General features: G+C 63.9%; 24 protein-coding genes. 3 read left to right on the top strand and 21 right to left on the bottom strand.

The genetic code is table 11. The features are described from left to right. Window positions 1-15 precede the first annotated feature (15 nt). Window positions 16-1,434 (top strand): FAD-dependent oxidoreductase, encoded by a 1,419-nt coding sequence (locus tag AC19YY_RS10470; protein ID WP_010213750.1) that lies wholly within the window; start codon window positions 16-18, stop codon window positions 1,432-1,434. Window positions 1,435-1,687: 253 nt separating this feature from the next. Next, complete coding sequence (gene hemE / locus AC19YY_RS10465) at window positions 1,688-2,755, top strand: uroporphyrinogen decarboxylase (RefSeq protein WP_169952372.1); 1,068 nt, start codon at window positions 1,688-1,690, stop codon at window positions 2,753-2,755. 133 nt (window positions 2,756-2,888) lie between these two features. Here the strand turns inward: hemE and AC19YY_RS10460 are convergent, their stop codons facing one another. Next, window positions 2,889-4,106, bottom strand: a complete 1,218-nt coding sequence (locus tag AC19YY_RS10460; protein ID WP_262381095.1) for an MFS transporter — start codon at window positions 4,104-4,106, stop codon at window positions 2,889-2,891. Window positions 4,107-4,278: 172 nt separating this feature from the next. Between AC19YY_RS10460 and AC19YY_RS10455 the strand changes: the two genes are divergently transcribed. Then, complete coding sequence (locus AC19YY_RS10455; protein ID WP_169952367.1) at window positions 4,279-5,172, top strand: LysR family transcriptional regulator; 894 nt, start codon at window positions 4,279-4,281, stop codon at window positions 5,170-5,172. Window positions 5,173-5,440: 268 nt separating this feature from the next. Here AC19YY_RS10455 and AC19YY_RS10450 read toward each other — a convergent pair whose 3' ends face one another. The 20 genes from AC19YY_RS10450 to AC19YY_RS10355 all read right to left on the bottom strand — a co-directional run bounded on the left by AC19YY_RS10450 (window position 5,441) and on the right by AC19YY_RS10355 (window position 23,029). Then, the gene (locus AC19YY_RS10450) at window positions 5,441-5,890 is read right to left on the bottom strand and encodes a hypothetical protein (RefSeq protein WP_169952365.1); all 450 of its coding nucleotides are present in this window, start codon (window positions 5,888-5,890) and stop codon (window positions 5,441-5,443) included. A gap of 27 nt (window positions 5,891-5,917) precedes the next feature. Then, window positions 5,918-7,144, bottom strand: a complete 1,227-nt coding sequence (locus AC19YY_RS10445; RefSeq protein ID WP_492634005.1) for a beta-ketoacyl-ACP synthase — start codon at window positions 7,142-7,144, stop codon at window positions 5,918-5,920. Further along, window positions 7,144-7,872, bottom strand: coding sequence for a 3-oxoacyl-ACP reductase FabG (gene fabG, locus AC19YY_RS10440; protein ID WP_169952361.1), 729 nt, complete (start codon window positions 7,870-7,872; stop codon window positions 7,144-7,146). Before fabG ends, AC19YY_RS10445 begins: the two co-directional genes overlap by 1 nt. Continuing rightward, window positions 7,865-8,329: a hotdog family protein gene (locus AC19YY_RS10435; RefSeq protein WP_432754935.1), complete on the bottom strand. Its 465-nt coding sequence runs from the start codon at window positions 8,327-8,329 to the stop codon at window positions 7,865-7,867. Before AC19YY_RS10435 ends, fabG begins: the two co-directional genes overlap by 8 nt. Continuing rightward, window positions 8,326-9,492 (bottom strand): beta-ketoacyl-[acyl-carrier-protein] synthase family protein, encoded by a 1,167-nt coding sequence (locus AC19YY_RS10430; protein ID WP_432754936.1) that lies wholly within the window; start codon window positions 9,490-9,492, stop codon window positions 8,326-8,328. The genes AC19YY_RS10435 and AC19YY_RS10430 overlap by 4 nt, the downstream gene beginning before the upstream one ends. Further along, window positions 9,489-9,971: a DUF3261 domain-containing protein gene (locus AC19YY_RS10425; protein ID WP_169952355.1), complete on the bottom strand. Its 483-nt coding sequence runs from the start codon at window positions 9,969-9,971 to the stop codon at window positions 9,489-9,491. Before AC19YY_RS10425 ends, AC19YY_RS10430 begins: the two co-directional genes overlap by 4 nt. Then, window positions 9,968-10,702 (bottom strand): class I SAM-dependent methyltransferase, encoded by a 735-nt coding sequence (locus tag AC19YY_RS10420; RefSeq protein ID WP_500604205.1) that lies wholly within the window; start codon window positions 10,700-10,702, stop codon window positions 9,968-9,970. Before AC19YY_RS10420 ends, AC19YY_RS10425 begins: the two co-directional genes overlap by 4 nt. An 11-nt stretch (window positions 10,703-10,713) precedes the next feature. Beyond that, window positions 10,714-11,961, bottom strand: coding sequence for an NAD(P)/FAD-dependent oxidoreductase (locus tag AC19YY_RS10415; RefSeq protein ID WP_500604145.1), 1,248 nt, complete (start codon window positions 11,959-11,961; stop codon window positions 10,714-10,716). 57 nt (window positions 11,962-12,018) lie between these two features. Then, entirely contained in the window at window positions 12,019-14,331 is a 2,313-nt protein-coding gene (locus AC19YY_RS10410; protein WP_500604144.1) for an MMPL family transporter, read from the bottom strand. After that, on the bottom strand, window positions 14,321-14,971 hold the full coding sequence (locus AC19YY_RS10405) for an outer membrane lipoprotein carrier protein LolA (RefSeq protein ID WP_500604204.1): 651 nt from the start codon (window positions 14,969-14,971) through the stop codon (window positions 14,321-14,323). Before AC19YY_RS10405 ends, AC19YY_RS10410 begins: the two co-directional genes overlap by 11 nt. Before the next feature lie 134 nt (window positions 14,972-15,105). Further along, window positions 15,106-15,534, bottom strand: a complete 429-nt coding sequence (locus tag AC19YY_RS10400) for an acyl-CoA thioesterase (protein ID WP_169952351.1) — start codon at window positions 15,532-15,534, stop codon at window positions 15,106-15,108. Continuing rightward, window positions 15,527-17,071 (bottom strand): HAL/PAL/TAL family ammonia-lyase, encoded by a 1,545-nt coding sequence (locus tag AC19YY_RS10395; protein ID WP_169952349.1) that lies wholly within the window; start codon window positions 17,069-17,071, stop codon window positions 15,527-15,529. The genes AC19YY_RS10400 and AC19YY_RS10395 overlap by 8 nt, the downstream gene beginning before the upstream one ends. Then, window positions 17,052-17,990 carry a lysophospholipid acyltransferase family protein gene (locus tag AC19YY_RS10390; RefSeq protein ID WP_169952347.1) on the bottom strand — a complete coding sequence of 313 codons (939 nt, stop codon included), beginning with the start codon at window positions 17,988-17,990 and terminating at the stop codon, window positions 17,052-17,054. Before AC19YY_RS10390 ends, AC19YY_RS10395 begins: the two co-directional genes overlap by 20 nt. Continuing rightward, entirely contained in the window at window positions 17,987-18,721 is a 735-nt protein-coding gene (locus AC19YY_RS10385) for a glycosyltransferase family 2 protein (RefSeq protein ID WP_500604143.1), read from the bottom strand. Before AC19YY_RS10385 ends, AC19YY_RS10390 begins: the two co-directional genes overlap by 4 nt. Before the next feature lie 80 nt (window positions 18,722-18,801). Beyond that, window positions 18,802-20,472 carry an acyl-CoA synthetase family protein gene (locus AC19YY_RS10380; protein WP_172312536.1) on the bottom strand — a complete coding sequence of 557 codons (1,671 nt, stop codon included), beginning with the start codon at window positions 20,470-20,472 and terminating at the stop codon, window positions 18,802-18,804. Further along, window positions 20,469-21,014 carry a COG4648 family protein gene (locus AC19YY_RS10375; RefSeq protein ID WP_169952341.1) on the bottom strand — a complete coding sequence of 182 codons (546 nt, stop codon included), beginning with the start codon at window positions 21,012-21,014 and terminating at the stop codon, window positions 20,469-20,471. Before AC19YY_RS10375 ends, AC19YY_RS10380 begins: the two co-directional genes overlap by 4 nt. After that, complete coding sequence (locus tag AC19YY_RS10370) at window positions 21,011-21,265, bottom strand: acyl carrier protein (protein WP_500604142.1); 255 nt, start codon at window positions 21,263-21,265, stop codon at window positions 21,011-21,013. Before AC19YY_RS10370 ends, AC19YY_RS10375 begins: the two co-directional genes overlap by 4 nt. Before the next feature lie 9 nt (window positions 21,266-21,274). Next, window positions 21,275-21,544: a phosphopantetheine-binding protein gene (locus AC19YY_RS10365; RefSeq protein WP_032862152.1), complete on the bottom strand. Its 270-nt coding sequence runs from the start codon at window positions 21,542-21,544 to the stop codon at window positions 21,275-21,277. After that, window positions 21,522-22,334, bottom strand: a complete 813-nt coding sequence (locus AC19YY_RS10360) for a lysophospholipid acyltransferase family protein (RefSeq protein ID WP_169952337.1) — start codon at window positions 22,332-22,334, stop codon at window positions 21,522-21,524. The genes AC19YY_RS10365 and AC19YY_RS10360 overlap by 23 nt, the downstream gene beginning before the upstream one ends. Next, the gene (locus AC19YY_RS10355; protein ID WP_169952335.1) at window positions 22,310-23,029 is read right to left on the bottom strand and encodes a beta-ketoacyl synthase chain length factor; all 720 of its coding nucleotides are present in this window, start codon (window positions 23,027-23,029) and stop codon (window positions 22,310-22,312) included. The genes AC19YY_RS10360 and AC19YY_RS10355 overlap by 25 nt, the downstream gene beginning before the upstream one ends. Window positions 23,030-23,307 lie beyond the last annotated feature (278 nt).

The following is a 23,307-nucleotide window of genomic DNA, read 5'->3' as shown; positions in this document are numbered from 1 at the left end:
TGATGAGGTTTTAACATGGCTGAACGTCTGAATAACGACTTCCAGTTCATCGATGTCGGGCGCAAAGATCCGAAGAAGAAACTGTTGCGTCAACGCAAGAAAGAGTTCGTGGAAATCTACGAGCCCTTCAAACCCCAGCACTCGGCCGACCAGGCCCACCGCTGCCTGGGGTGCGGTAACCCGTATTGCGAATGGAAGTGCCCGGTGCACAACTTCATTCCCAACTGGCTCAAGCTGGTGGCCGAGGGCAACATCCTCGCCGCCGCCGAACTGTCGCACCAGACCAATACCCTGCCGGAAGTCTGCGGCAGGGTTTGTCCCCAGGACCGTCTGTGCGAGGGTGCGTGCACCCTCAACGACGGTTTCGGCGCGGTGACCATCGGTTCGGTGGAGAAGTACATCACCGACACCGCATTCGCCATGGGCTGGCGCCCGGACATGTCCAAGGTCAAGCCCACCGGCAAGCGCGTCGCGATTATCGGCGCGGGCCCGGCGGGCCTGGGTTGTGCCGACGTGCTGGTACGTGGCGGCGTGACCCCGGTGGTGTTCGACAAGAACCCGGAAATCGGCGGCCTGCTGACCTTCGGCATCCCCGAGTTCAAGCTGGAAAAGACCGTGCTGAGCAATCGCCGCGAAGTCTTCACCGGCATGGGCATCGAGTTCCGCCTGAACACCGAGATCGGCAAAGACGTGACCATGGAGCAACTGCTCGAAGAATACGATGCGGTATTCATGGGCATGGGCACCTACACCTACATGAAGGGCGGCTTTGCCGGTGAGGACCTGCCGGGCGTGTACGACGCGCTCGACTTCCTGATCGCCAACGTCAACCGCAACCTGGGCTTTGAAAAGTCGCCGGAAGATTTCGTCGACATGAAAGGCAAGAAGGTCGTGGTGCTCGGCGGTGGTGACACCGCGATGGACTGCAACCGCACGTCGATTCGCCAGGGTGCCAAGTCGGTGACCTGTGCCTATCGCCGCGACGAAGCCAACATGCCCGGCTCGCGCAAAGAGGTGAAGAACGCCAAGGAAGAAGGCGTGAAGTTCCTCTACAACCGCCAGCCGATCGCTATCGTCGGTGAAGACCGTGTCGAAGGCGTGAAGGTGGTCGAGACCCGTCTCGGCGAACCGGACGCCCGTGGCCGCCGCAGCCCCGAGCCGATCCCGGGTTCCGAAGAGATCATCCCGGCCGACGCCGTGGTCATCGCTTTCGGCTTCCGCCCAAGCCCGGCGCCGTGGTTCGAGCAGTTCCAGATCCAGACTGACAGCCAGGGCCGCGTCGTGGCCCCGGAACAGGGCCAGTACAAGCACCAGACCAGCAACCCGAAAATCTTCGCCGGTGGCGATATGGTGCGCGGCTCTGACCTGGTGGTGACGGCGATCTTCGAAGGCCGCAACGCCGCCGAAGGCATCCTGGACTACCTGCAGGTCTGATCTGATCCCGAGTTGAAACGGGATCAAAATGTGGGAGCTGGCTTGCCTGCGATGCAGGCAACTCGGTCTGTCAGCCAGGCCCAGTTGATGCCATCGCAGGCAAGCCAGCTCCTACACAAACCCCATTGCCTATTGAGGTTTGTGCTGCCAGCCATTGCGACAAATTGACCCGATAGACAAAAGGCTGACCTGTAACCGTGCCTTTTGCGTCCGGCTCTGAGAAAATGCCCGCACTTTTTTTGCGGATGCCGACATGACTGCCCTCAAGAACGACCGTTTCCTTCGTGCCCTGCTCAAGCAACCCGTAGACGTCACCCCCGTGTGGATGATGCGTCAAGCCGGTCGCTACCTGCCGGAATACCGCGCCAGCCGCGCCAACGCGGGCGATTTCATGAGCCTGTGCATGAACCCGGAGTTCGCCTGTGAAGTCACGATGCAGCCGCTGGACCGCTATCCACAGTTGGATGCGGCCATCCTCTTCTCCGATATCCTGACCATCCCCGATGCCATGGGCCAAGGCCTGTACTTTGAAACCGGCGAAGGTCCACGTTTCAAGAAAGTGATCAGCACCCTGGCCGATATCGAAGCCCTGCCGATCCCCGATCCGCACAAAGACCTCGGCTACGTGATGGACGCCGTCAGCACCATCCGCCGCGAACTCAACGGCCGCGTACCGCTGATCGGCTTCTCCGGCAGCCCGTGGACCCTGGCCACCTACATGGTCGAAGGCGGCTCGTCGAAAGACTTTCGCAAGACCAAGGCCATGCTCTACGACAACCCACAAGCCATGCACTTGCTGCTGGACAAGCTGGCGCAGTCGGTCGTGTCCTACCTCAACGGCCAGATCATGGCCGGCGCGCAAGCGGTACAGATCTTCGACACCTGGGGTGGCAACCTGTCGGCGGCGGCGTACCAGGAGTTCTCCCTGGCCTACATGCGCAAAATCGTCAGCGGCCTGATCCGCGAACACGAAGGCCGCAAAGTGCCGGTGATCCTGTTCACCAAGGGCGGCGGCCTGTGGTTGGAAAGCATCGCCGATGCGGGCGCCGATGCATTGGGCCTGGACTGGACCTGCGACCTGGGCGAAGCCCGTCGCCGCGTCGGCAACCAGGTGGCCCTGCAAGGCAACATGGACCCAACCGTGCTCTACGCCAAGCCGGAAGCGATCCGCACCGAAGTGGGCCGTATCCTCGCCAGCTACGGCAAGGGCAGCGGCCACGTGTTCAACCTCGGCCACGGCATCACCCCGGAAGTGAACCCGGAGCATGCGGGCGCGTTCCTGCGGGCGGTGCATGAGTTGTCGGCGCAGTATCACGAGTAAGCATCAGCTAATAAAAAACCGGCTCAGGCCGGTTTTTTATTAGCTGACGATTGTTGTAGGAGCCGGCTTGCCGGCGATGACATGCCTGAGCCCTGCGGTGATTCTTCGGGCCACATCGCTGGCAAGCCAGCTCCTACAGTTTGAGCGGTGGCAACTTGGCCAGCTTCAACGCCACCAGCAGCGCAACGATCAGCAGCGCGACGATAAACCCGCCAATCCCGTTCCAGCCGGCGTAGTGCCAGAAAAACCCACCGGCCGTCCCGGCAATGCTCGACCCCGCGTAATAGCTGAACAGGTACAGCGACGAAGCCTGGCCCTTGGCTTTGACTGCGCGGCGGCCAATCCAGCTGCTGGCCACCGAGTGGGCGCCGAAGAAGCCGAAGGTGAAGATCAGCATGCCGATGATGATCAGTGCCAGCGGGCCGAACAAGGTCAGGGTGATGCCGGCGAGCATCAGCACGATGGTGGCCCACAGCACGCGGCGGCGGCCCAGGCGGTCGGCCAGCGAGCCAATCTTCGCCGAGCTGTAGATGCCCGACAGGTACACCACCGACAGCAAGCCCACCACCGCCTGGCTCAGGTCATAGGGATCGGCCAGCAAGCGGTAGCCGATGTAGTTGAACAGCGTGACAAAGGCGCCCATCAGCAAGAAGGCTTCGAGGAACAACCAGGGCAGGCCGGCATCCTTGAAGTGCATGACGAAACCATTGAGCAAATTGCGCGGCTTGAGGCTGCTGGCGCGGAAGTTGCGCGAGGGCGGCAGGATTTTCCAGAACACCGTCGCCGCAATCAGCGCCAGCGCGCCGATGACCAGCATTGCGGTATGCCAGCTGACAAAGTCGATCAACACGCCAGTGATCAGGCGCCCGCTCATGCCCCCAATCGCATTGCCGCCGATATACAGGCCCATGGCCAGGCCGATGTGCTGCGGGTGGATCTCTTCGCTGAGGTAGGTCATGGCCACGGCAGCCAGGCCACTGAGGGACAGGCCCAGCAGCGCGCGCATCCACAGGATGCCTTCCCAGGTCGGCATCAGGCCGCTGGCGATGGTGCACACGGCCGCGCAGAACAGCGAGGTGACCATCACCGGCTTGCGCCCCAGGCGGTCGGAAACTGGCCCGGTGATCAGTAGGCCAAAGGCGAGCATCGCGGTGGAGACAGAAAGGATCAGGCTGCTCCGCGCGGCATTGATGGAAAACTCGTGGGACAGCGCCGGCATCATCGGTTGTACGCAATACAGCAGGGCAAAGGTGGCAAAACCGCCGGAAAACAGCGCCAGCACTGTACGCATAAACATCGGCGTACCTTTTTCGATGTACACGTCGTTGAGCTGCGCCACCACCTCATCCAGGGCAGTGGGCGGACGTTCTTGGGCAAGTGGAGCGACAGCAGCTTTCACGCGGGACCTCGGCAAGCAAAGGCAGCCAGGACTGGCCATGCAAAAAAGAATATAGCTGGCTAATGATTCTTTCCAATATATTGTTCGACCTGTTTGATAGCTTTTACGACCTAATGAGGTTTTCATGGAATTGCGCCACTTGCGCTACTTCATCGCCGTGGCTGAAGAGCTGCATTTCGGCCGGGCCGCCCAGGTTTTGGGGATCTCCCAGCCGCCCTTGAGCCAGCAGATCCAGGCGCTGGAACAGCAGGTCGGCGCGCGGCTGTTCGAGCGCACCAATCGTCGGGTCGAGCTGAGCGAGGCTGGGCGCCTGTTCCTCGTGGAGGCCCGCCTGGTGCTGGCGCAGGTCGACAAGGCTGCGGATGTGGCGCGCCGTGCGCAGTTGGGGGAACTGGGTGAACTGAAGATTGGCTTCACCTCTTCGGCGCCGTTCAACTCCAGCATCCCACAAGCGATTTTTGCTTTTCGCCAAGCCTTCCCGGCGGTGCACCTGAACCTGCAGGAAATGAGCAGTACCGAAGTGGCGGGTGCGCTGGTGGATGAGTCGATCCAGGTCGGCTTGATGCGCCCGTTGCCGTTGCCGGACTCACTAAGTGTCGTGGAGTTGATGCGTGAGCCCCTGGTGGCGGTGCTCAGTGCCGGCCATCCGTTGGCGCAAGGCAGCGAGCGGGGCTTGCATCTGACGCAGTTGGCCGACGAACCTTTTGTGTTTTTCCCACGGGCCTATGGCAGCGGTTTGTACGCCCAGTTACTCAGCCTGGCCCGCGACGCCGGCTTCAGCCCGCACTTCGCCCAGGAGGCCGGCGAGGCCATGACCATCATCGGCCTGGTGGCGGCGGGGTTGGGAGTGTCGGTGTTGCCGGCGTCGTACCAGCGCATCCGCATCGATGGCGTGGTCTACCGCACCTTGCTCGACCCGGAGGCGGTAACGGCGGTGTGGCTGGTGCAGCGCAAGGACCAGCAGTCACCCATGGCCAAGGCGTTTGTCGAGCTGCTGACGCGCAAGGCGTTGGTGTAACCGCGGTCACATATCAGGTAACGGAACCGATTTAGTGATTTACCTTGGCGTTGCGCAGAATCGTTTCTTTTTCACTGAGTGACATGGATGACACTTCTCTATCAGCCCAAAGAAGGCAGCGTGTTGATTTGACAAAATCGCTGAACTTTCCAGTGAGCAGTTTTTGGCTGTCAAGGCGATGACAAGCCAGCCTGCTTGTGAAGAGGGCGCCGAAAGGCGCCCTTTGTCGTTTCTGGTGCTAGGTAGGTGCCGGTTTTTCAGGCGCCGATCAGTTCTGCTTCGACGTCCCCGTCTCCTTGAACAACTGCGCCGCCGTGCCCGCTTCAGCTGCGCCATTGGAGCGCAGCCCGGCCATGATGTCGCGGTCGAGCATGCTCACCCAGCGGTTGTAGTTGCGATGGATCTTGCCGTCCTTGTAGCCCAGTTCCTGGCTGTCGCGGTAGGTGATGGCGTAGCTGGTGCCGGTGTAGCGGATGTCGATTTCGGCGTAGTAGCGGTTGCGCACGTTGATCTGGGCCTGGATCAGGCGTGGGTCGGCGCGTTGTACGGTCCAGTTGCGCTTGTCCAGCGCGGTGAGGATGCTCTGTTTCATTTTCGCTTCGCTGACCTGCTCGTTGGCGGCGAGTGCGTGCTGGGTGTTGAGCACCGGCTTGCTGGTACAGCCGGCAGCGGTCAGCAGGGTCAGGGCGATAAGGGTGGCGCGTAGCAACGAAGACATTGCGTTCTCTCCAATCAGATAAAAGGCTTACTGCCAGCGGCGAAAGATCAGCGACGTGTTGACGCCGCCAAAGGCAAAGTTGTTGTTCATCACGTAATCGTTGTGCATCTGGCGGAACTCGCCGCGCAGGTAATCCAGTTGGCCGCAGCGTGGGTCGACTTGATCGAGGTTGAACGTCGGCACGTATTGGTCGCGGTTCATCATCTCGATGCTGAACCACGACTCCAGCGCCCCGCAGGCGCCCAGGGTATGGCCCAGGAAACTCTTTTGCGAGCTGATGGGCATGCGGCTGCCGAACAGGCTGCTGGTGGCCAGGGTTTCGGCAATGTCGCCTTGTTCGGTGGCGGTACCGTGGCCGTTGACATAGCCGATGGCATCCGGCGCCAGGCCGGCATCTTCCAGGGCCAGCTCCATGGCCCGGCGCATGGTGGCCTGCTCGGGACGTGTGGTGTGCTGGCCGTCGGCGTTGCTGCCAAAACCGACGATCTCGGCATGGATATGCGCGCCACGGGCCAGGGCATGTTCCAGCTCCTCAAGCACCAGCATGCCGCCGCCCTCGCCAATCACCAGGCCGTCGCGACCACTGTCGTAGGGCCGTGGGCTGGTCTGCGGGGCGTCGTTTTTCAGGCTGGTGGCGTAGAGCGCGTCAAACACCATGGCTTCGGTGGGGCACAGTTCTTCGGCGCCGCCGGCGAGCATCAGCGGCAGGCGGCCGAACTTGATCGCTTCATAGGCGTAGCCGATGCCCTGGCTGCCGCTGGTGCACGCGCTGGAGGTGGGGATCAGGCGCCCGGTGAGGCCAAAGAAGATGCTGATATTGGCCGCCGTGGTGTGCGGCATCATGCGCACATAGGAGTTGGCGTTCAGGCCCTCGGCCACCGAGTTGAGCAGCATATTGCCGAACGCCTTGATCTCATCGGTGCTGCCGGTGGATGAGCCGCAGGCCACACCCATGCGTCCATCCTTGATCGACGCATCGCCCAGCAGGCCGGCGTCGTGCAACGCCTGTTCGGCAGCCCACACCGCCAGGCGCGAAACCCGGCCCATGCTGCGCAGTTGTTTGCGGGTCCAGTGAGCCGGCACGACAAAGTCGTCAATCGGCCCGGCCAAACGGGTGTTCAGTTCGCTGAAGCGATCCCACTCGTCCATGCGCCGGATACCGCTGCGCTGGGCACGGAAGTTGGCGACGATGGTGTCCCAATCGCAGCCCAGGGAGGTCATGCCGGCCATGCCGGTGACTACCACACGTTTCATCAGCACAGGCCCCCGTTCACGGCCAGGACCTGGCGGGTGATGTAGCCGGCTTCCGCCGACATCAGGAAGTTCACCGCACTGGCGACTTCTTCGGGGGTGCCCATGCGCTGCGCGGGGATCATCTTCATCAGTTCTTCCACCGGCACGTTTTCATCGAGCATTGCCGTGTCGATCAGGCCCGGAGCCACACAGTTGACGGTGATCTTGCGCTTGCCCAGCTCAATGGCCAGGGCCTTGGCGGCGCCGATCAGGCCGGCCTTGGACGCGCTGTAATTGACCTGGCCACGATTGCCGATCAGCCCCGAGACCGAAGTAATGCACACAATGCGCCCGGCCGCGCGCCGCCGGATCATCGGCATCATCACCGGGTGCAGCACGTTATAGAAACCATCGAGATTGGTGCGCATCACCACGTCCCAGTCGTCCTCCGACAGCGCCGGGAACGCGCCATCGCGGGTCAGCCCGGCATTGAGCACCACGCCGTAATAGGCACCGTGGGTTTCTACGTCGGCTTCAAGGATCTGCTTGCAGGTGGCACGGTCCGCCACATCGAATTGCAGCACCCGTGCCTTGCGGCCCAGGGCCTCGACTTCGGCCTGTACGGCATCCGCCTCGGCACGGCCACTGCGGCAATGCAGCACCAGGTCATGGCCGGCCTGGGCCAGGCGCAGGGCGATAGCGCGGCCGATACCCCGGCTGGAGCCGGTGACCAGTACGGATTCAGTCATGACACGTGTCCTTCGATTCAGCTAAATAGTTGGCCGCCTGGGGCGGTCGAAATACGTTCAGGCGCGCGCTGGCCTGGATCCCGTCGCCGGTCAGGTGGCATTCGAACACACCCATGCCGTTGTCGTCTTCCAGGGAGCGCAGGCCGTGGATGGTCAGTTCGGCACCTAGGGGAAAGTGCTCGACATTGCATTCGAACTTGCGCGTGCCCAGCAGGAAGCCCAACTCCACCGCTTCGCCGTTCTGGCGCGCGCGGCAGCCGGCATAGGCGGCCACGCTTTGCGCCATCAACTCGACGCCGACCCAGGCCGGCAGGCTGCCGTCGGGGCGATTGAACAGGCCGCCGGGCTTGACGGTGACGCGGGTGTGGATCTGTTCTTCATCGAACGCCAACACCTGGTCGATCAGGATCATGTCCCCGGCGTGGGGCAGCAGTTCGGCGAGTGGCCAATGGCTCATGGGGCGTCTCCGATAATCAGGCTGACGTTGTTGCCGCCGAAGGCAAACGAGTTGCTCATCAGGCAGCGTTTTTCCAGGGTGTCGCCGACCTTGGCCCAGCGCAGGGCGGGCAACGCCGGGTCGGCTTGACCGTCCCAGATATGCGGCGCCAGTGTGCCCTCGACCAGGCTCAGCCAGCAGAACGCAGCCTCCAGTGCCCCGGCAGCGCCGAGGGTATGGCCGGTCAGCGGCTTGGTCGAGGAACAGGCCACGCCAGCCGGAAACAGGGTGGCCACGGCCAGGCTTTCCATGGCGTCGTTATGCTGGGTCGCGGTGCCGTGCAGGTTCAGGTAACCGATCTGCGCCGGTGCCAATTTTGCACTGGCCAGGGCCTTGCTCATCGCCTGCAATGCGCCCTTGCCACTGGGCTCTGGCGCAGAAATATGGTGCGCATCGCAACTGGCGCCGCTGCCCAGCAGGGCGATGGGCGCTGGTGTTTTGCTCATCAGGAACAGCACCGCTGCCTCGCCGATATTGATGCCGTTGCGGTTCAGCGAAAACGGGTTGCAGCGCTCGGAAGACACCGCCTCCAGCGAGGTGAAGCCATTGAGGGTCAGCTTGCACAGGCTATCGACCCCGCCGCACAGCACCGCATCGCACAGGCCCAGGTCCAGCAGGCGGCGTGCGCTCATCATTGCGCGGGCGCTGGAGGTGCAGGCGGTGGAAATCACATAGGCCGGGCCGCTCAGTTGCAGCCAGTCGGCGAGGAAGTTGGCCGGGGCGCCGAGCTCTTGTTGGCGGTAGTCATAGGTCTGGGGGAACTGCCCTTCGCGCAGGTAATGGGCGATGCCGCGACTGGCCTCATCGATGCCCGAGGTGCTGGTACCCAGCACCACCCCGATACGCGAGGCGCCAAAGGTGTGGATCGCCTGCCGGATCGGGCCTTCTATCTGCAAGGCGGCCTCCAGCAACAGCTGGTTGTTGCGACTGCTCTGTTGCGCCAGGTGCGGCGGCAGTGGCGCCAGTTCGCCAGGCACGCTGCCCACCGGCAGTACTCGCTCGGGCACCCAGCCGCTCTCGGCGCGCATGCCCGAGCAATCCCCGGCAAACAGATTGCGCCGCACTTGCTGCTGGCCACGGCCCAGGGCGCAGATGATCCCCAGGGCATTGAGATAAGCGGTCATGGGCTGCTCTCGAGCGCGGTGACGCGGTAGTTCAGGTGCTGGCCCGGCATGTTCACGCTGAAGGTCAAGGGGGCGCGGTAGATCACCTGCCAGTGCGGCTTGAGTACCCGTACGCCATCGTCTTCACGGGCTTGGGGGTAGTTGCCGGGCATTTCGGCGGCCGGGGTCAGGGCAAACAGCAACGCCGCAAACAGCTCGCGGGCCTGGGGGTTGGGTGGTAGCAGGCCATCTGCCTGCCAACTGCCGGCCACCAGCTTTTGCCGGGCCAGGGGGATGCCCAGCGGGTCCATCAGCGACCAGCGCAAGGCCTCGCCTTCGCGCTGGATCACCAGCAACCAGTCCTGGCGCTGGCCGTCCTGCTCGCGCTCGATATGCAATTGCAGGGGCAAGGCCAGGCTCGGTGTATGCACCGGCAGCGGCGGCTGGCTGGCGCATGCGGCCAGCAGCAACAGGCAGCCGATCAACAGCGCGCGGATCATGCTGGCGGGCCTGTGAGTGGCTTGCGTGCAACCACATTCACCAACGTCTCTTCACGCTCGCCAAACGGCTTGGGCCGGCGCAAGCCCCAACGCTCCAGCAGGCCGAAGTCTGCCGAGCGGCTCCACCACAGGTACGGGTACGACACGTTCTGCGGGCCAAATTCGAAACCCTGCTCGCGGATCATCTCCAGGTACTCATCGGCACTTTTCTGCACATGCATCGGGTGACGGAACAGCCAGCGAATCACCCAGGTGTCGATATAGGCTTCGGTGGACTCGGCAAACAGCAGGTAGCCGCCGGGCTTGAGCACTCGATAAAACTCGGTGAGCGCCCGTTGTTGCTCCACCAGGTGGTGGAAAGTCTGGTGGCAGAACAGGATGTCGACACTTTCATCGGCCACTTTGAGGGTGGCGCAATCGCTGCCGATCAACTCGATCTCAATGCCCTGGCGCGCCGCTTCGGCACGGCTCAGGTCGAGGCTGTGCGGGTCGGCGTCAAGGCCGATCAGGCGCTTGGGAGCGAACACCTGCTGTAAATAGCTAAACGACTTGCCCTGGCCACAACCGGCATCCAGCAGCACTGGTGCTTCCGGCAACGGCGTGCTGAACAGGCTGCGCAGGTCGTTGATTGCCACGCGCAGTACGTGATGTTGCCAGGTGTGGCTGCGCAGGAACCAGAAGCCGAACTTGGTTTCTTCGACGTAGTTTTTGCTCAAGTACTCTTTAGACACAGGTGGGCTGCTCATAGGTTTTCCCCCGCACAGATTTCCGAGAGCATCCGCAAGCGGCGCTTGGGTTCGCTGACAAAGGGATTGCGCTCGTCCCAGGCATAACCGGCGAGGATCGAGCTGATCATGCGGCGGATTTCCTGCGAGCTGCCAGGGTGGTAGATCACATCCTGGAAGGTGCCGGCGTACCAGCCTTCGACGTAGCAACGGAAGGTATCGACCCCGCGTTTGAGTGGCGCGGCGAACTCGGTTTGCCAGTCCACGCTTTCGCCCTTGAGTTGGCGGTGCAGGAGACCTGCCGCCATGCTGGCCGAGCGCATGGCGATGGTCACGCCTGAAGAGAACACCGGGTCGAGGAACTCTGCGGCATTGCCCAGCAGCGCGAAGCCCGGGCCATGCAAGGTGGTGACGTTTGCCGAGTAGCCGCCGATGGTCCGCGCCGGGGTATCCCAGACCGCGTTCGCCAGCACCTTGGACAGGCTCGGGGTTTGCTCGATAAAGCCGCGCAGGCAGGCATCCAGATCCCCATCGCAACCGTCGAAATGCTCCTTGGCCGCGACCACGCCTACCGAGCAGCGGCCGTTGCTGAACGGGATGGTCCAGAACCAGATATCGCGCTGGGTCGGGTGGGTGGTGATGAGGATCTTGCTGCGGTCGAAGCCCGGATGTTCGATACGGTCCTCGACGTGGGTGAACACCGCCTGGCGCAACGGGAAGTTTGACGGCGCCTCAAGGTTCAGCAGGCGTGGCAGCACGCGGCCGTAACCGCTGGCGTCGAGCACAAAGCCGGCCTTGATGTGGTATTCGCGGCCGTTTTCGCGGCGTACATGCAGGTAGCGGTGGCCCGCGGCGAAATCCACCCCGACCAGGGTCTGGCCGTAACGGATCTCCACGCCTTGCAACGCCGCCTGATCGGCCAGCAACTTGTCGAATTCGGCGCGCTGGACCTGGAAGGTAGTGGGCTTGCCTTCGCTGAAGGTGTCACCGAAATCGAAGGCACTGTAGCGCTCGCCCCAGGCAAACGCGGCGCCGGTTTTCAGCTGGAAGCCGGCGGCGTTGACCGCCTCGAGCATGCCGGCCTCTTCGATAAAGTCGATGCAATGGGACAACAGGCTTTCGCCGATGGAAAAACGCGGGAAGTGTTCGCGCTCAATGATCAACACATCATGCCCGTTGCGCTTGAGCAACGCGGCCGCAATGGCACCGGACGGGCCGGCCCCGATCACAACGACCTGGCGACGTTCCATTTCAACTGTGGGCACTGTGGCTCCTTGCCGGGTTGGCGATCATCACATTCAACAAAAAAAAATTAGTTGGCATCATTGCGCATGTTCCTGGCGGCCGGCCCATGGCGCCAGCATAAAGCTGAAGGCCAGGCCCAGGCTGACCGACAGGCCGAAGTTACTCACCGCCGGGGTGCTGGACACCGCCAGCAGGCCAAAGGACAGCCAGGTGGTGACCGCGGCCAGCAGCGTCCCCAGCAAGCTGACCGCGGCCCCGCCGATCTGTTCGCGCATGAGGATCGCATAGTCGACGCTGATCGCTGTCACCAGCAACAGGCCGAACAGGCTGAACAGGGTCAACGGTTGCCCCAGCCACCCGAGGCTGGCCAGGCTGCACAGCGCAGCCAACAGCGGCAGGGCGACAATGCGCAGCGCGCCGCCCAGGCCAAAGGGCAGGATCAGCAGCAAGACGATCAGTACACAGGACAATAATTTCAGTTCGGCGGCGCTGACCTGGGTCGCGGCAAATACCTGGTTCAAGTCGCCGAGGCGATCCACCAGTTGCACGCCCGGCAGGTCCAGGGCCTGGATACGCAGCAGCGCCGGGTTGTTCAGGCCTTGCAGGCTGACCATCGCCGCCACGCCGCTGTCGACATTGCCCAGCCACAACAGGCGCCACGGCTCGGCCAGCGGGCCGGCGAGGGCGGCGTCGATGTCGGCGGTGGGCAGCGCCTGCAACTGCGCCACCTCCGCTTGCAGGGCGCTGGCGGGGATGCCGAGGTCGAGCAGCGGTTGCCACAGCGCCGGCAGTTGATTCAGGGCCTCGCGCACGTGTTGCTGTTCGCCGGGCGTACTGACCAGTTGATTGAGTGCCAGGTAGCCCTGCAGCTTGTCCATGTGCACCAGTTGATCCAGGCGCTGGCTCAACGCCGCCTGGCGCTCCAGTAACTGTTGTTGATTGTCCGCATGCACCAGGAAGAACTGGCTGGTGGGTTGGTAGCCGGTAATGCGCGCAATGGCCTGGGCTTCTTGCAGTAACTGCGGCGGTGCGCCGATCCACTGGCGAATATCGTTCTTGCTGTTCAACTGCCACAGGCCGCCGGCGCAGAACAGCAGGGCCAGCACCAGCAGCGCCTGGCTCGGCAGGCGCTTGAGCAAGGATTCACGCACCCCCAGCAGGAACTCGGCGACCCGCAGCGGCCATTGCGCCGGGCGCAGGTCCAGGCCGTTGAGCAGCGCCGGCAACAGGCACACCGCCGACAGGTAGGCGCCCACCAGGCCGGCGGCGGAGAATACGGCGATCTGGGTCAGCGCCGGGAATGGCGTCCAGGCCAGGGCCAGGTAGCCGATACAACTGGTGGCCAGGCTCAGGCTCAGGCCCGGCAGGGTCAGGCGCAAGGCCGGCCAGCTGCGCCAGGGTTGCAGGCTCCAGCTCTTGGACAGGTAATGCAGCGGGTAGTCGACGGCCACGCCGATCAGGCTCGCGCCCAGCACCAGGGTCATCACATGCATATGGCCAAACAGCGCCACACAGGCCACCGCGCCAAACAGCATGCCCACCAGCACCGGGACAAAGGCCAGCAACACCCGCCAGCGACGGAACGCCAGCAGCAACAGCAACAGAATCCCTACTGTTGCGCCGCCGCCGACCCAGGTCATCTCGCGGCTGGCCTGTTGTTGGCCGTTGGCCGCGTACAGCAGGCCGCTGGCGGCGAGCAGTTGCACGCCTTGCTCGCTGGCCTGGTCGCGGCTGGCTTGCAGCAGGTCGGCGACTTGCAGCGGCAGTTTCATATCAAAGGCATTGCCCTGGGTACGCGCGCGCAGCAGCACCCAGCTTTTGCCGTCGGCATCGGCAATCAACGCGCCGCTGCCGATATCCAGCTGCACCGCACCGTGTTGCGGCTGGCTGTTCTGGATGCGTCCGGTCAGGCCCAGCCAATCGTCCTGGCTCGGCACCAGGCTGAAGCCGGTAAAGGGGTCGAACAGCGCCTGCACCCGCTGCGCGATAAACGCCTCGGGCTCGCTGACCAACTGCTCGCGGTCCTTGGTCGACAGCATCGCCAGGCGCCCTTGCAGCAATTGTTGGCGCAGGGCTGGCAGGTCGGCTTGCAGGGTCCAGGTGACCTTTTCAAACAGGCCGCTGGCTTGCCACTGTTCACCGAGCTGTTGGGCCATGGCCAGTGCGTGCTGGCGATCGGCATGTCCGACCAGCACCAGCATCTCGCGGTTCAGCGGCTCTTGCATGCGTTGCTCGGCCGCCAGTTCCAGCGCGTCCGGGGTGTTGCCCGGCACCAGATCCATCAGGTTGGCCGACAACGGCGCGCCCTCGCGCCATTGCCAGCCGGCCAGGGCCAGCACGGCCACCAGCAGGATCAGGAACAGGCGCGGCAACCAACGCTCACTGGGCAAAGTCGTGTTGCTCCGCGTCGCTCAAGGGTTGCGTGCTGGTGCTGTCTTGCATGCGTAACAGGGTGCTGTCGCCCTGGGTTTCCAGCAGTTCGATGGTGTGCACCAACTCGCCGCCGTCGATATTGATCTGGGTGAACACTTGCTTGAGCAGCAGCGAGCGGGGGATCAGCTTGAGTTTCCAGGCCTTGGCCTCGCCTTGCAGCTGCAACTCGAAGTCGCGCTGCAAGCCGCTGCTGTCGCCTTGCAGCACGGCCAGGAACAAACGGTTCTGCTCGGCGCCGGCGCTTTTGTTCGGCAGCGGTTGCCAACCGTTGGCATCACGCCGGGCTATGCCTTGGGCGTTGAAGCGATAGTCCTGTTGCAGTGGGGTTTTCAGCAGCCAGAGCAGGCCGTGGTCCCGGGCCAATACGAAGGTGCCTTTGCTGGTCAGCGGCTGGGGCAGGGCGCGCAGGTGCTTTTCCTGGATGAAGCTGCCGTGGATCACCGAGGGCTTGGCCAACTGATCGCTCAGTTGTTGCAAGTCGAAGGCATAAGCCCCAACGCTCAGCAGCAACCCAACCCCTGTAGGAGCGAGCTTGCTCGCGAAAAACCGGAGGGCGCTGCGCAGTGTCAGGCCCCCCGCGTTATCGTTGACGACCATCGCGGGCAAGCCCGCTCCCACAGGGAAGTCCTTTCGACGCCCCTCTGTAGGAGCGAGCTTGCTCGCGAAAAACCGGAGGGCGCTGCGCAGTGTCAGGCCCCCCGCGTTATTGTTGGCGACCATCGCGGGCAAGCTCAGCATTCCAGGGCCCTTTCGACGGCGGTGATGAACACGGTGGGCGAGGCCAGTTGCATCTCGCGGCTGGCAATCTCGACGGCCACTTGCACGGTGCTGGCGCGGGTCAGGCGTTCGCCGCTGGCAAGGTCGGTGATCAGGTAGTTGACCTTCAAACGGTTCTCCCACTCCACCAGGCTGGCGCGCACGTTGAGGGTCTGGCCAAAGGTGGCGCCACGCACGTAGCGCAGTTGCAGGTCGATTACCGGCCACGCATAGCCGGATTCGAGCATCGCCGTGTAGTTGTGGCCGAGCTTGTCGAGCAGCGCGCAGCGGGCGATTTCCAGGTATTTCACGTAGTGGCCGTGCCAGACCACGTTCATCGTGTCGATGTCGAAGAAGGGCACGAGGATTTCAGTGTCGCAATGCAACACGCCGGGGCTACGCATGCAGCCTCCAGTGTTGCGCGGCGATGCGCTGCAGGCACAGGCGCAGTTCGCCCTCCAGGGCACGGTCTTCGATCACCGGCGGGAAGTCCTTGGCCAGCTCGATGTGCATCGCGGCCAGGGCCGGCGGCAACGGCCTGGCATCCGTGACCTGGGCGCGCAGCCACACGCCCTGGTTGGCGGCGAGCAAGGTGGCGGCGGCCACCTGTTCGGTCAGCTCCAGCACGCGGATTGCATCGCGGGCGGCGATCGTACCCATGCTGACCTTGTCCTGGTTGTGGCACTCGGTGGAGCGCGAAAACACGCTGGCCGGCATCGTATTTTTCAACGCTTCGGCGGTCCAGGCGCTGGTGCCGATCTGCACCGCCTTGAAGCCGTGGTTGATCATCGCGCGGTCCGCCGGGGCGCCCGACAGGTTGCTCGGCAAGCCATGGTTGTAGCGCTCGTCCACCAGCAGCGCCAGTTGCCGGTCGAGCAGGTCGGCGACGTTGGCCACCAGGTTTTTCAGGCTGTCCATGGCAAAGGCGATATGCCCGCCGTAGAAGTGCCCGCCGTGCAACACGCGCTCGGCCTCGGCGTCGATGATCGGGTTGTCGTTGGCGCTGTTGAGCTCGATCTCGATAAACGAACGCAGCCAGTTCAGGCTGTCGGCCAGCACGCCGAGGACGTGGGGCGCGCAGCGCAGCGAGTAGCGGTCCTGCAAACGGTGCAGCGGCGCGGTCGGGGCGTCGATGGCCAGGTCCTTGCGCAGCCACGCCGCAACCTGCATCTGCCCGGGGTGCGGCTTGGCGGCGAACAGGCGTTCGTCAAAGTGCTCCGGGTTGCCTTGCAGCGCCACCACGTTCAACGCGGTGATGCGCGTGGCCAGTTGCAGCAGGTAGTCGGCGCGGGCGAAGGCAAGGCAAGCCAGGCCGGTCATCACGGCGGTGCCGTTCATCAGCGCCAGGGCTTCCTTGGGCCGCAGCACCAATGGCGTCCAGCCCAGCTCACGGTGTACGTCGGCGGCCAGGCGGCGCTCGCCACGAAACAGCACTTCACGCTCGCCGGACAAGGTCGCGGCCACGTACGACAGCGGCGTCAGATCGCCGCTGGCGCCCACCGAGCCTTCCTCCGGGATCAGCGGCAGGATGTCGTGTTCAAGGAACGCATGCAGGCGCTCCAGCAGTTCAACCCGCACCCCGGACACGCCGTGGCACAGCGACTGCAAACGCGCCGCCAGCACCGCACGGGTGGCCTGGGCGTCGAGCAACTTGCCCAGGCCGCAGCCGTGGAAGGTGTACAGGTGACGCGGCAATGCCTCGACATGCTGCAACGGCACCGCCACCACGCACGAGTCGCCGTAGCCGGTGGTGACGCCGTAGATCACGCCTTCCTTGTCCAGCAGCGAATCGAGGAACTGCGCGCCCTTGGCGATGCGCTGGCGATACCCGGCATCGTCTTGCAGGCGGGTGGGCGCCTGACGGTTGGCCAGGGCCAGCACGTCTTCGATGCGCAAAGGGAGTTCGCCGAAGGTTACCGGCTCAAGCAGATGCGTCGTCATCGGTCTTCCAGAAAGGGTAAAAGTTGAACCATTGTTGGGGCGCTTGCAGGCAGAACTGGCCCAGGCGTTCGGCGTAGCGGGCGGCCCAGTGGGCGATCACCTGCTGGCGGTCGCTGCGTTTCCATTCGATCAATGGGGCAAAGGGCTCGATGATCAGCCGATAGCGCCCCTGGTGCTTGAGGCACATCAGCAGGTTGACCGGGCATTTGAGCAGGCCGGCCAGCAGCCATGGGCCCTGGGGGAAGGCGGCGCTATGGCCGAGAAAATCCACGCGCACCGTGCGCCCGCCGTGCAGCGGGATGCGGTCGCCGGCAATCGCCAGCCACTCACCGTCGTCCAGGCGCTGGCTGAGCAGCAGCATCACCGCCGGGTCCAGCTCGCTGACCTGGATCAGCCGCAGGTTGCTCGCCCCGGCTTCGCCCAGCAGGCGGTTGAACTGTTCGGCGTGCTTGGTGTGCACCAGCACGTTCATGGTGACTTTCTCACCCAGCTCCGCAAGGGCCCGGCACACTTCCAGGTTGCCCAGGTGCGCGCCCACCAGCATCTGCCCGCGTTCGCCGCGCAGTTGCCCGCGCAATTGGGCCGGGTCGATGATTTCGATCTGTTCCAGGCGCAGCTTGCCGTTCCATACGTCGAGCTTGTCCAGCAAGGCGTCGGCGAAAGCCATGAACTGGCCGAACACCCTTGTGTGGCTGGGGCGCAGGTCGTCGCGCCCGCTCCAGTCGGCCAGGCGCTGCTGGTACTGCCAGATGCTCTGGCGCGCGGCACGGCCAAACACGAAAAAGTACAGGACGATGCCATACAGCAGCGGGCTCAGCACCCGGCGCCCGAGGACCTTGGCGGCGAATGCGGTGAGTTTCATCAGCCAGAAACTGCCGCGTTCCTGGCGGTCGGCCCAGTGCCGGGGGTTGTCGCTCATGCCTGCCACCGTCGCCAGAGGATCATTGGCGCACGCAGCAACATGCCGAAAAACAGCCGGGTGTGCATGGATGAAATCAGCAGGTTGTCGTGGACCAGGCGAAAGTGCGACAGGCCGTCGGCCGGGTAATGCACTTGGGTCGGCAGCCAGCGCATCGGCTGGTTGCGCCATGACAGGCGCACGAGGATGTCGGAGTCGAAATCCATGCGCTTGCCGATCCGTGCCGAGTCCATCAAGGCCAGCACCGGTGCCAGGGGGTAGATGCGAAAGCCGCACATCGAATCGCGGATCTGCAGCGACAGGCTGTTGATCCACACCCAGACATGGGTCAGGTAGCGCGCATAGAGGCGGCCCTTGGGCACGCTGTCGTCGTATTCGGGGTAGCCGCAGATCACCGCGTCGGGGTGGGTGCGCGAGGCGTCGAGAAACAGCGCGACTTCGCGCAGGTCGTGCTGGCCGTCGGCGTCCACTTGCAGGGCGTGGGTAAAGCCCAGGCGCGCAGCTTCGCGAAAGCCGGCCATCACTGCCGCGCCCTTGCCTTGATTGACGGGCAGGGTCAGCAGCGACACGTCATCCAGGCTTGCCAGTTGCGCCAGCACGGCGGCGCAGGCCGGGCTGCTGCCATCGTCCACCAGCAGGCAGGGTAGGCCATGGTCCAGCAGGCTGCGGACCACGGCGGGCACGGCGGCTTCATGGTTGTAGACCGGGATCAGGGCGCAGGGGTTATGCATGGTGGTGGGCACCTGATGGACCGAGTTGCCTGCATCGCAGGCAAGCCAGCTCCCACATTTGGGATGTGCGCTTACCCAACCTATGCATGAGAATTCTCCAGCAAAACCCGCCCGCTGGAACACGCCGCACTGTCATTGCGATAAGCGAAATACAACTTGCCCCGCTCGCGATCAAAACGCAGGTGCAACTCGATCACGTCGCCAGGGCGCACCAGTTGCTGGAACTTGAGCACTTCCATGCCGGCAAAGGTCGGCGGTAGATCGAGCAGTTGCTGGCCCAGGTTGAACGCCCATTCCACCTGCACCACCCCTGGCAACACCGGGGTGTGAGGGAAGTGGCCGCTGAAGTAGGCCAGGTCCGGCGGGATGCTCAGTTGCAGGGTCCATTCGCCGTCGGTCTCGACTTGCGCCAGCAATTCCGGCGCCTTGGGGCGCGGCGCCAGCAGCAGGGCTTCGACATCGGCCTGGGGCAGCTTGCCCTGGGGGGTGAGCGGCAACTGGCGCAACAAGCGCCAGCGGCGGGGCAGGGCCAGGGCTTCGCAGTGCTGGCCCAGGTGCTGGCGCAGGGCTTGGGTGACGCTGCGCCGGCCTTGGTTGCGCAGGGCGTGCAGGCCGTCGCCACTGAGTACCACCAGGGCACCGAGGGACGCGCGGTTTTCCTGGACCACTCCCAGGCGCGCTTCCGCGACCCAGGCGTGGTCGGCCAGGGCCTGTTCGAGCATCGGCAGGGAGATGCGTTTTTCTTCCAGCTTGACGATCCGGTCCAGGCGCCCGAGCAGTTCGAAGCGCCCATCTGCGTGGATCTGCGCGGCATCGGCCGTCTGCTCGACATGCCCGGCCGGCAGGTACGGCGAGGCAATGCACAAGGCGCCATCGGCATCCTGAGTCAGGCGTACATCGGCAAACGGCTGCCAGGGCGTGTGGCCCTGGCGCCAGGCAATGCCGCCGGTTTCCGAACTGCCGAGGATCTCGGTCGGCCACTGGTGCAGGCGTTGGTGCAGGCTGTCGGCAGCATCGGCAGGCAGCGCGCCTCCGGAGGAGAACACGCGCTTGACCGTGCTCAAGGCCGTCCAGTCGAGGTTATCGCCCATGCGCTTGAGCAGGGCCGGGCTGGCCACCCAGGCGAAATGCGGGTGCTGGCGGCTGACGCGCTGCAAGTCTTCGGGGAACGGCAGTTGCTGGCGCACAAAGCTGCGACCGGCGCACAGCGGCCACAGCACGCGGAACAACAGGCCATAGATGTGCTGGGTAGCGACGCTGCCGACGATGCACGCGCGGCCCAGGTCGGCGCCCCACAAGGCTTCCAGGGCCTGTACCTCGTTGGCCAGTTGGCGCAGGGTCTTGTCGATGCGCTTGGGCGCGCCGCTGGAGCCGGAGGTGCACAGGCCCAATTGGCAGGCGTCCAGGTCCAGGGCTGCGGCGGCGAGCGGCGGGTGGTAGAGCGCCTCCAGGTCGCCCGCTTCGGTCAGCCAGGCGTCGACCGCAGTGGCCCAGCGTTGGCGGGTCTGGGGTTGCAGGTCGGCGGGCAGCAGCACACTGGCCCCGGCGCGCCAGGCGCCCAGCAGGGCAATCGCCAGCTCGCCGGCGTCGCTCAGGTGCACGGCCAGGCGCTGGATGCCACGGGCTTTGAGCCCGGCCGCCAGGCTCAGGGCCCGTTCGCACAGTTGTGCGTGGTTCATTGCAGGTTCAGTGGTGACCGAACGCAGTTGCACAGGCTCAAGCAACAGATGCTCAAGATTGACCCAATTCATACGCGGCCTCGAACCCTTTGTCGTATCAGCCATTCCACGGCAAACAACAACCCCATCAGCCCATAGGCGATCAGGCCGTTGTACAACGTCCACCAGCTCAACGGTGCCCACAAGGTGAGCGCAGCGGCGAGCAGGCCGTTACACAAGAAAAACCCACTCCACACCACGGTGACCTGGCGCGTGTACGCAATGGCCTTTTCAGGCAGATGCGGATCGCTCAGGCGCGCCAGGCGCTCGACCATCGGCGGGCCGTACTTCAGGCTCAGGCCGAACAGCGCCAGCATGAAGATGCTGACCAGGCTTGGGTACCAGCGCAGCAACTGCGGGTTGTCGAACCAGGCCAGCAGCAGGCAAAACACAAGCGCCACGCCGGCCATCCAGCCGCTGCCGGGACGCCGCGGGCCGGTCAGCGCGCGCAGCAGCCAGAGGCTGGCCAGCAGCAGGCCGAATTGCCACGGGGCGAAATGCTCCGTGCCGTAATACACCGCGAAAGGGTACAGCAGCCCTACCAGCAACAGGCCAAGGCCGATCAGCCGGCTCATGCGGTCGGTTGGACCAGACGGTAGACCGCCTCGACCACATCATTGACCGTACGCACGGCCTTGAACTCTTCGGCGGCGATTTTCTTGCCGGTCTGGCGCTTGATATGGTCGATCAGGTCCACCGCATCGATGCTGTCGATTTCCAGGTCCTGGTACAGGTTGGCGTCGAGGGTGACCCGCGTAGGCTCCAGTTCAAACAGTTCCACCAGGGCGTCGCGCAGGGTGTTGAAGATATCGTCACGAGTTTGCATGGTCGGGTCTCAAGCTGCCTGTCGGGCCGTGACGAACGCCGCGAGGCTGGCCACGTTGATAAAGTGATTGCGGGTGTCCTTGGCGTCGGCATCGATCTTGATGCCGTACTTTTTCTGGATCGCCAGGCCCAATTCCAGGGCATCTACCGAATCCAGGCCCAGGCCTTCGCCGAACAGGGTTTGCTCGCTGCCGATGTCGCAGGCGTCGATGTCTTCCAGGCCCAGGGCCTCGATGATCAGGGTTTTGATTTCGTGTTCAAGGCTGTTGGGGTTGCTCATCTTCGGCGAGCTCCTTAATGAAATAGTGATGCAGATAATCGTTGAGCTTGCGTGAGGCCTGAGGTGGTGGCCCTTGTGAGGCAAACACCTGTGGGTCTATATCGGCACCCACCCGCAAACTGAAGTGAAAGCGGCGGTTGGGGATGCGATACCAGGGCTCGGCCTTGGTCAGCGTGGTCGGGCTGACCTTGAGCACCACGGGGGTGATGATTGTCGCACCGCGCAGGGCGATGGCGGCGGCCCCGCGATGAAAGGCCGGGGCTTTGCCCGGCACGGTGCGGGTGCCTTCGGGAAAGATAATCAGGGTCTGGCCGCCTCGCAGGGCACTTGCGGCGGCATCGAGCATGTCGATGCTGCCATCGTTGCTGATATAGCCGGCATCATTCACGGGGCCACGGGTGAAGGGGTTTTGCCACAGGCTCTGCTTGACCACGCAATTGGCCTGGCGTACCAGGCCGATCAGCACCACGACGTCGATCAGCGACGGGTGGTTGGCGATGATCATCTGCCCGGGGCGCCCGAGTTTTTCGGCGCCTTCGACGCTGTAGGTGAGAATGCCGGCGCGGTACATCATGTTGATAAAGAACCAGAACAACCGCCCGACGGTCAGGCGCGCACGGCGCTGGTGCTGCCGGGCGTCCCCCGGCAGGCAACTGAGCAGCGGGAACACCAGCAAGCGCAGGCACAAGCCGCCCACGCCGAACAGCACGAAGCTGGCTGCCGTGGCGAACAGGCGCCAGTAGTAGGCGTCCCGGGGCTTGTCGGTCAGGGTTTGCGTTGCCAGTTCCATACTCGGTTCTTCCAGGCATGTTGGCAGGCACCTTGCTCGGTGAGCAGGGTGCGCAGCAGGTTCAGGGCGTGGGGCCACTGGGTCTCGGTGGGTTGGACCGTTGTGGTGTGCAGCGCCAGTTGCCATTCGTCGCCTGGGGTCAGCAGCAGGCCCAGGGCGTAGGGGAACGGCACATCATCGATCCACCGCGCGTAGGCCAGGGGTGGCTGCTCTTCGGTAATCACCAGCAGAACGGCCGGCGCGCCTTCGTTGAGCAGGGCTGCGGCTTCGAGCATGCCGTGCTCCAGGCCGTCGCCCGCGGCTGCCAGGGCGGTCATTTCGCTGGTTTCGTTACGCAGGATCGACCACAGGCCAATCACCGCATTGTGTACCGACAGGCTGAATTGGGTGGGCGACAGCGGCTGGTCGTTGGCCAGGTCGCTGAGAATGTCCAGGGTGCGTGGGGTTTCGCCATGACGCGAGACAAATACCAGCGGCAGGTCCTGCAGGCCGTCGGCCAAGGGCCAGCCGACGCTGAAGGCCATCCGGGCCAGGCGGCTCAGGCGCCGGCGCTGCATGGCCGGCAGGAACGACACATCGGGCGCGGCATCGCTTTGGGCCACCAACACTGGGGCCTGGCACCAGTCGCGCCAGGCATCCACGCTGTCGAGCCCAGGGGCCCAGGCGCGCCATTGGGCGATGTTGAAGTTGATCACTGAGAAGATTTCCCGCCCCTGCGGGCTTCCTTGTGCTGCAAATTGCCCATAAAACCGGGGCATGGCGCGATGGCCGAGTGGCGCGCATTATCCGGGTGCGGTGGGGTTCTAGCAAACTTTGGTAAAGAATTGTTCACGAGAATTTACAAATTCGCCGAAAAGAATCAGTGATTGTCCGCCAATGGCTACGGGGGGCTGGTGTCAGGCAACTCTTTATTGGTTGGCGTATTACGAGATAGTTATGCGGGATCCGTCTTCAGATGCTGTAGTACAAGCTT

The organism is Pseudomonas sp. MF09156, from assembly GCF_059862305.1.
The sequence above is the reverse complement of the archived record's forward strand: the minus strand, read 5'-3'. Positions and strand labels throughout refer to the sequence as shown.

Excerpts from the sequence above, each read along its gene's own strand:
- AC19YY_RS10470 (WP_010213750.1), top strand. The coding sequence starts at position 16 with ATGGCTGAACGTCTGAATAACGACTTCCAGTTCATCGATGTCGGGCGC.
- AC19YY_RS10380 (WP_172312536.1), bottom strand. The coding sequence starts at position 20,472 with ATGAATTGGGTCAATCTTGAGCATCTGTTGCTTGAGCCTGTGCAACTG.
- AC19YY_RS10450 (WP_169952365.1), bottom strand. The coding sequence starts at position 5,890 with ATGTCTTCGTTGCTACGCGCCACCCTTATCGCCCTGACCCTGCTGACC.
- AC19YY_RS10455 (WP_169952367.1), top strand. The coding sequence starts at position 4,279 with ATGGAATTGCGCCACTTGCGCTACTTCATCGCCGTGGCTGAAGAGCTG.
- AC19YY_RS10405 (WP_500604204.1), bottom strand. The coding sequence starts at position 14,971 with ATGGTCGTCAACGATAACGCGGGGGGCCTGACACTGCGCAGCGCCCTC.
- AC19YY_RS10395 (WP_169952349.1), bottom strand. The coding sequence starts at position 17,071 with ATGACGACGCATCTGCTTGAGCCGGTAACCTTCGGCGAACTCCCTTTG.
- AC19YY_RS10435 (WP_432754935.1), bottom strand. The coding sequence starts at position 8,329 with ATGAGCCATTGGCCACTCGCCGAACTGCTGCCCCACGCCGGGGACATG.
- AC19YY_RS10365 (WP_032862152.1), bottom strand. The coding sequence starts at position 21,544 with ATGAGCAACCCCAACAGCCTTGAACACGAAATCAAAACCCTGATCATC.
- fabG (WP_169952361.1), bottom strand. The coding sequence starts at position 7,872 with ATGACTGAATCCGTACTGGTCACCGGCTCCAGCCGGGGTATCGGCCGC.
- AC19YY_RS10375 (WP_169952341.1), bottom strand. The coding sequence starts at position 21,014 with ATGAGCCGGCTGATCGGCCTTGGCCTGTTGCTGGTAGGGCTGCTGTAC.
- AC19YY_RS10400 (WP_169952351.1), bottom strand. The coding sequence starts at position 15,534 with ATGCGTAGCCCCGGCGTGTTGCATTGCGACACTGAAATCCTCGTGCCC.
- AC19YY_RS10425 (WP_169952355.1), bottom strand. The coding sequence starts at position 9,971 with ATGATCCGCGCGCTGTTGATCGGCTGCCTGTTGCTGCTGGCCGCATGC.
- AC19YY_RS10430 (WP_432754936.1), bottom strand. The coding sequence starts at position 9,492 with ATGACCGCTTATCTCAATGCCCTGGGGATCATCTGCGCCCTGGGCCGT.
- hemE (WP_169952372.1), top strand. The coding sequence starts at position 1,688 with ATGACTGCCCTCAAGAACGACCGTTTCCTTCGTGCCCTGCTCAAGCAA.
- AC19YY_RS10360 (WP_169952337.1), bottom strand. The coding sequence starts at position 22,334 with ATGGAACTGGCAACGCAAACCCTGACCGACAAGCCCCGGGACGCCTAC.
- AC19YY_RS10445 (WP_492634005.1), bottom strand. The coding sequence starts at position 7,144 with ATGAAACGTGTGGTAGTCACCGGCATGGCCGGCATGACCTCCCTGGGC.
- AC19YY_RS10370 (WP_500604142.1), bottom strand. The coding sequence starts at position 21,265 with ATGCAAACTCGTGACGATATCTTCAACACCCTGCGCGACGCCCTGGTG.
- AC19YY_RS10385 (WP_500604143.1), bottom strand. The coding sequence starts at position 18,721 with ATGCATAACCCCTGCGCCCTGATCCCGGTCTACAACCATGAAGCCGCC.
- AC19YY_RS10390 (WP_169952347.1), bottom strand. The coding sequence starts at position 17,990 with ATGAGCGACAACCCCCGGCACTGGGCCGACCGCCAGGAACGCGGCAGT.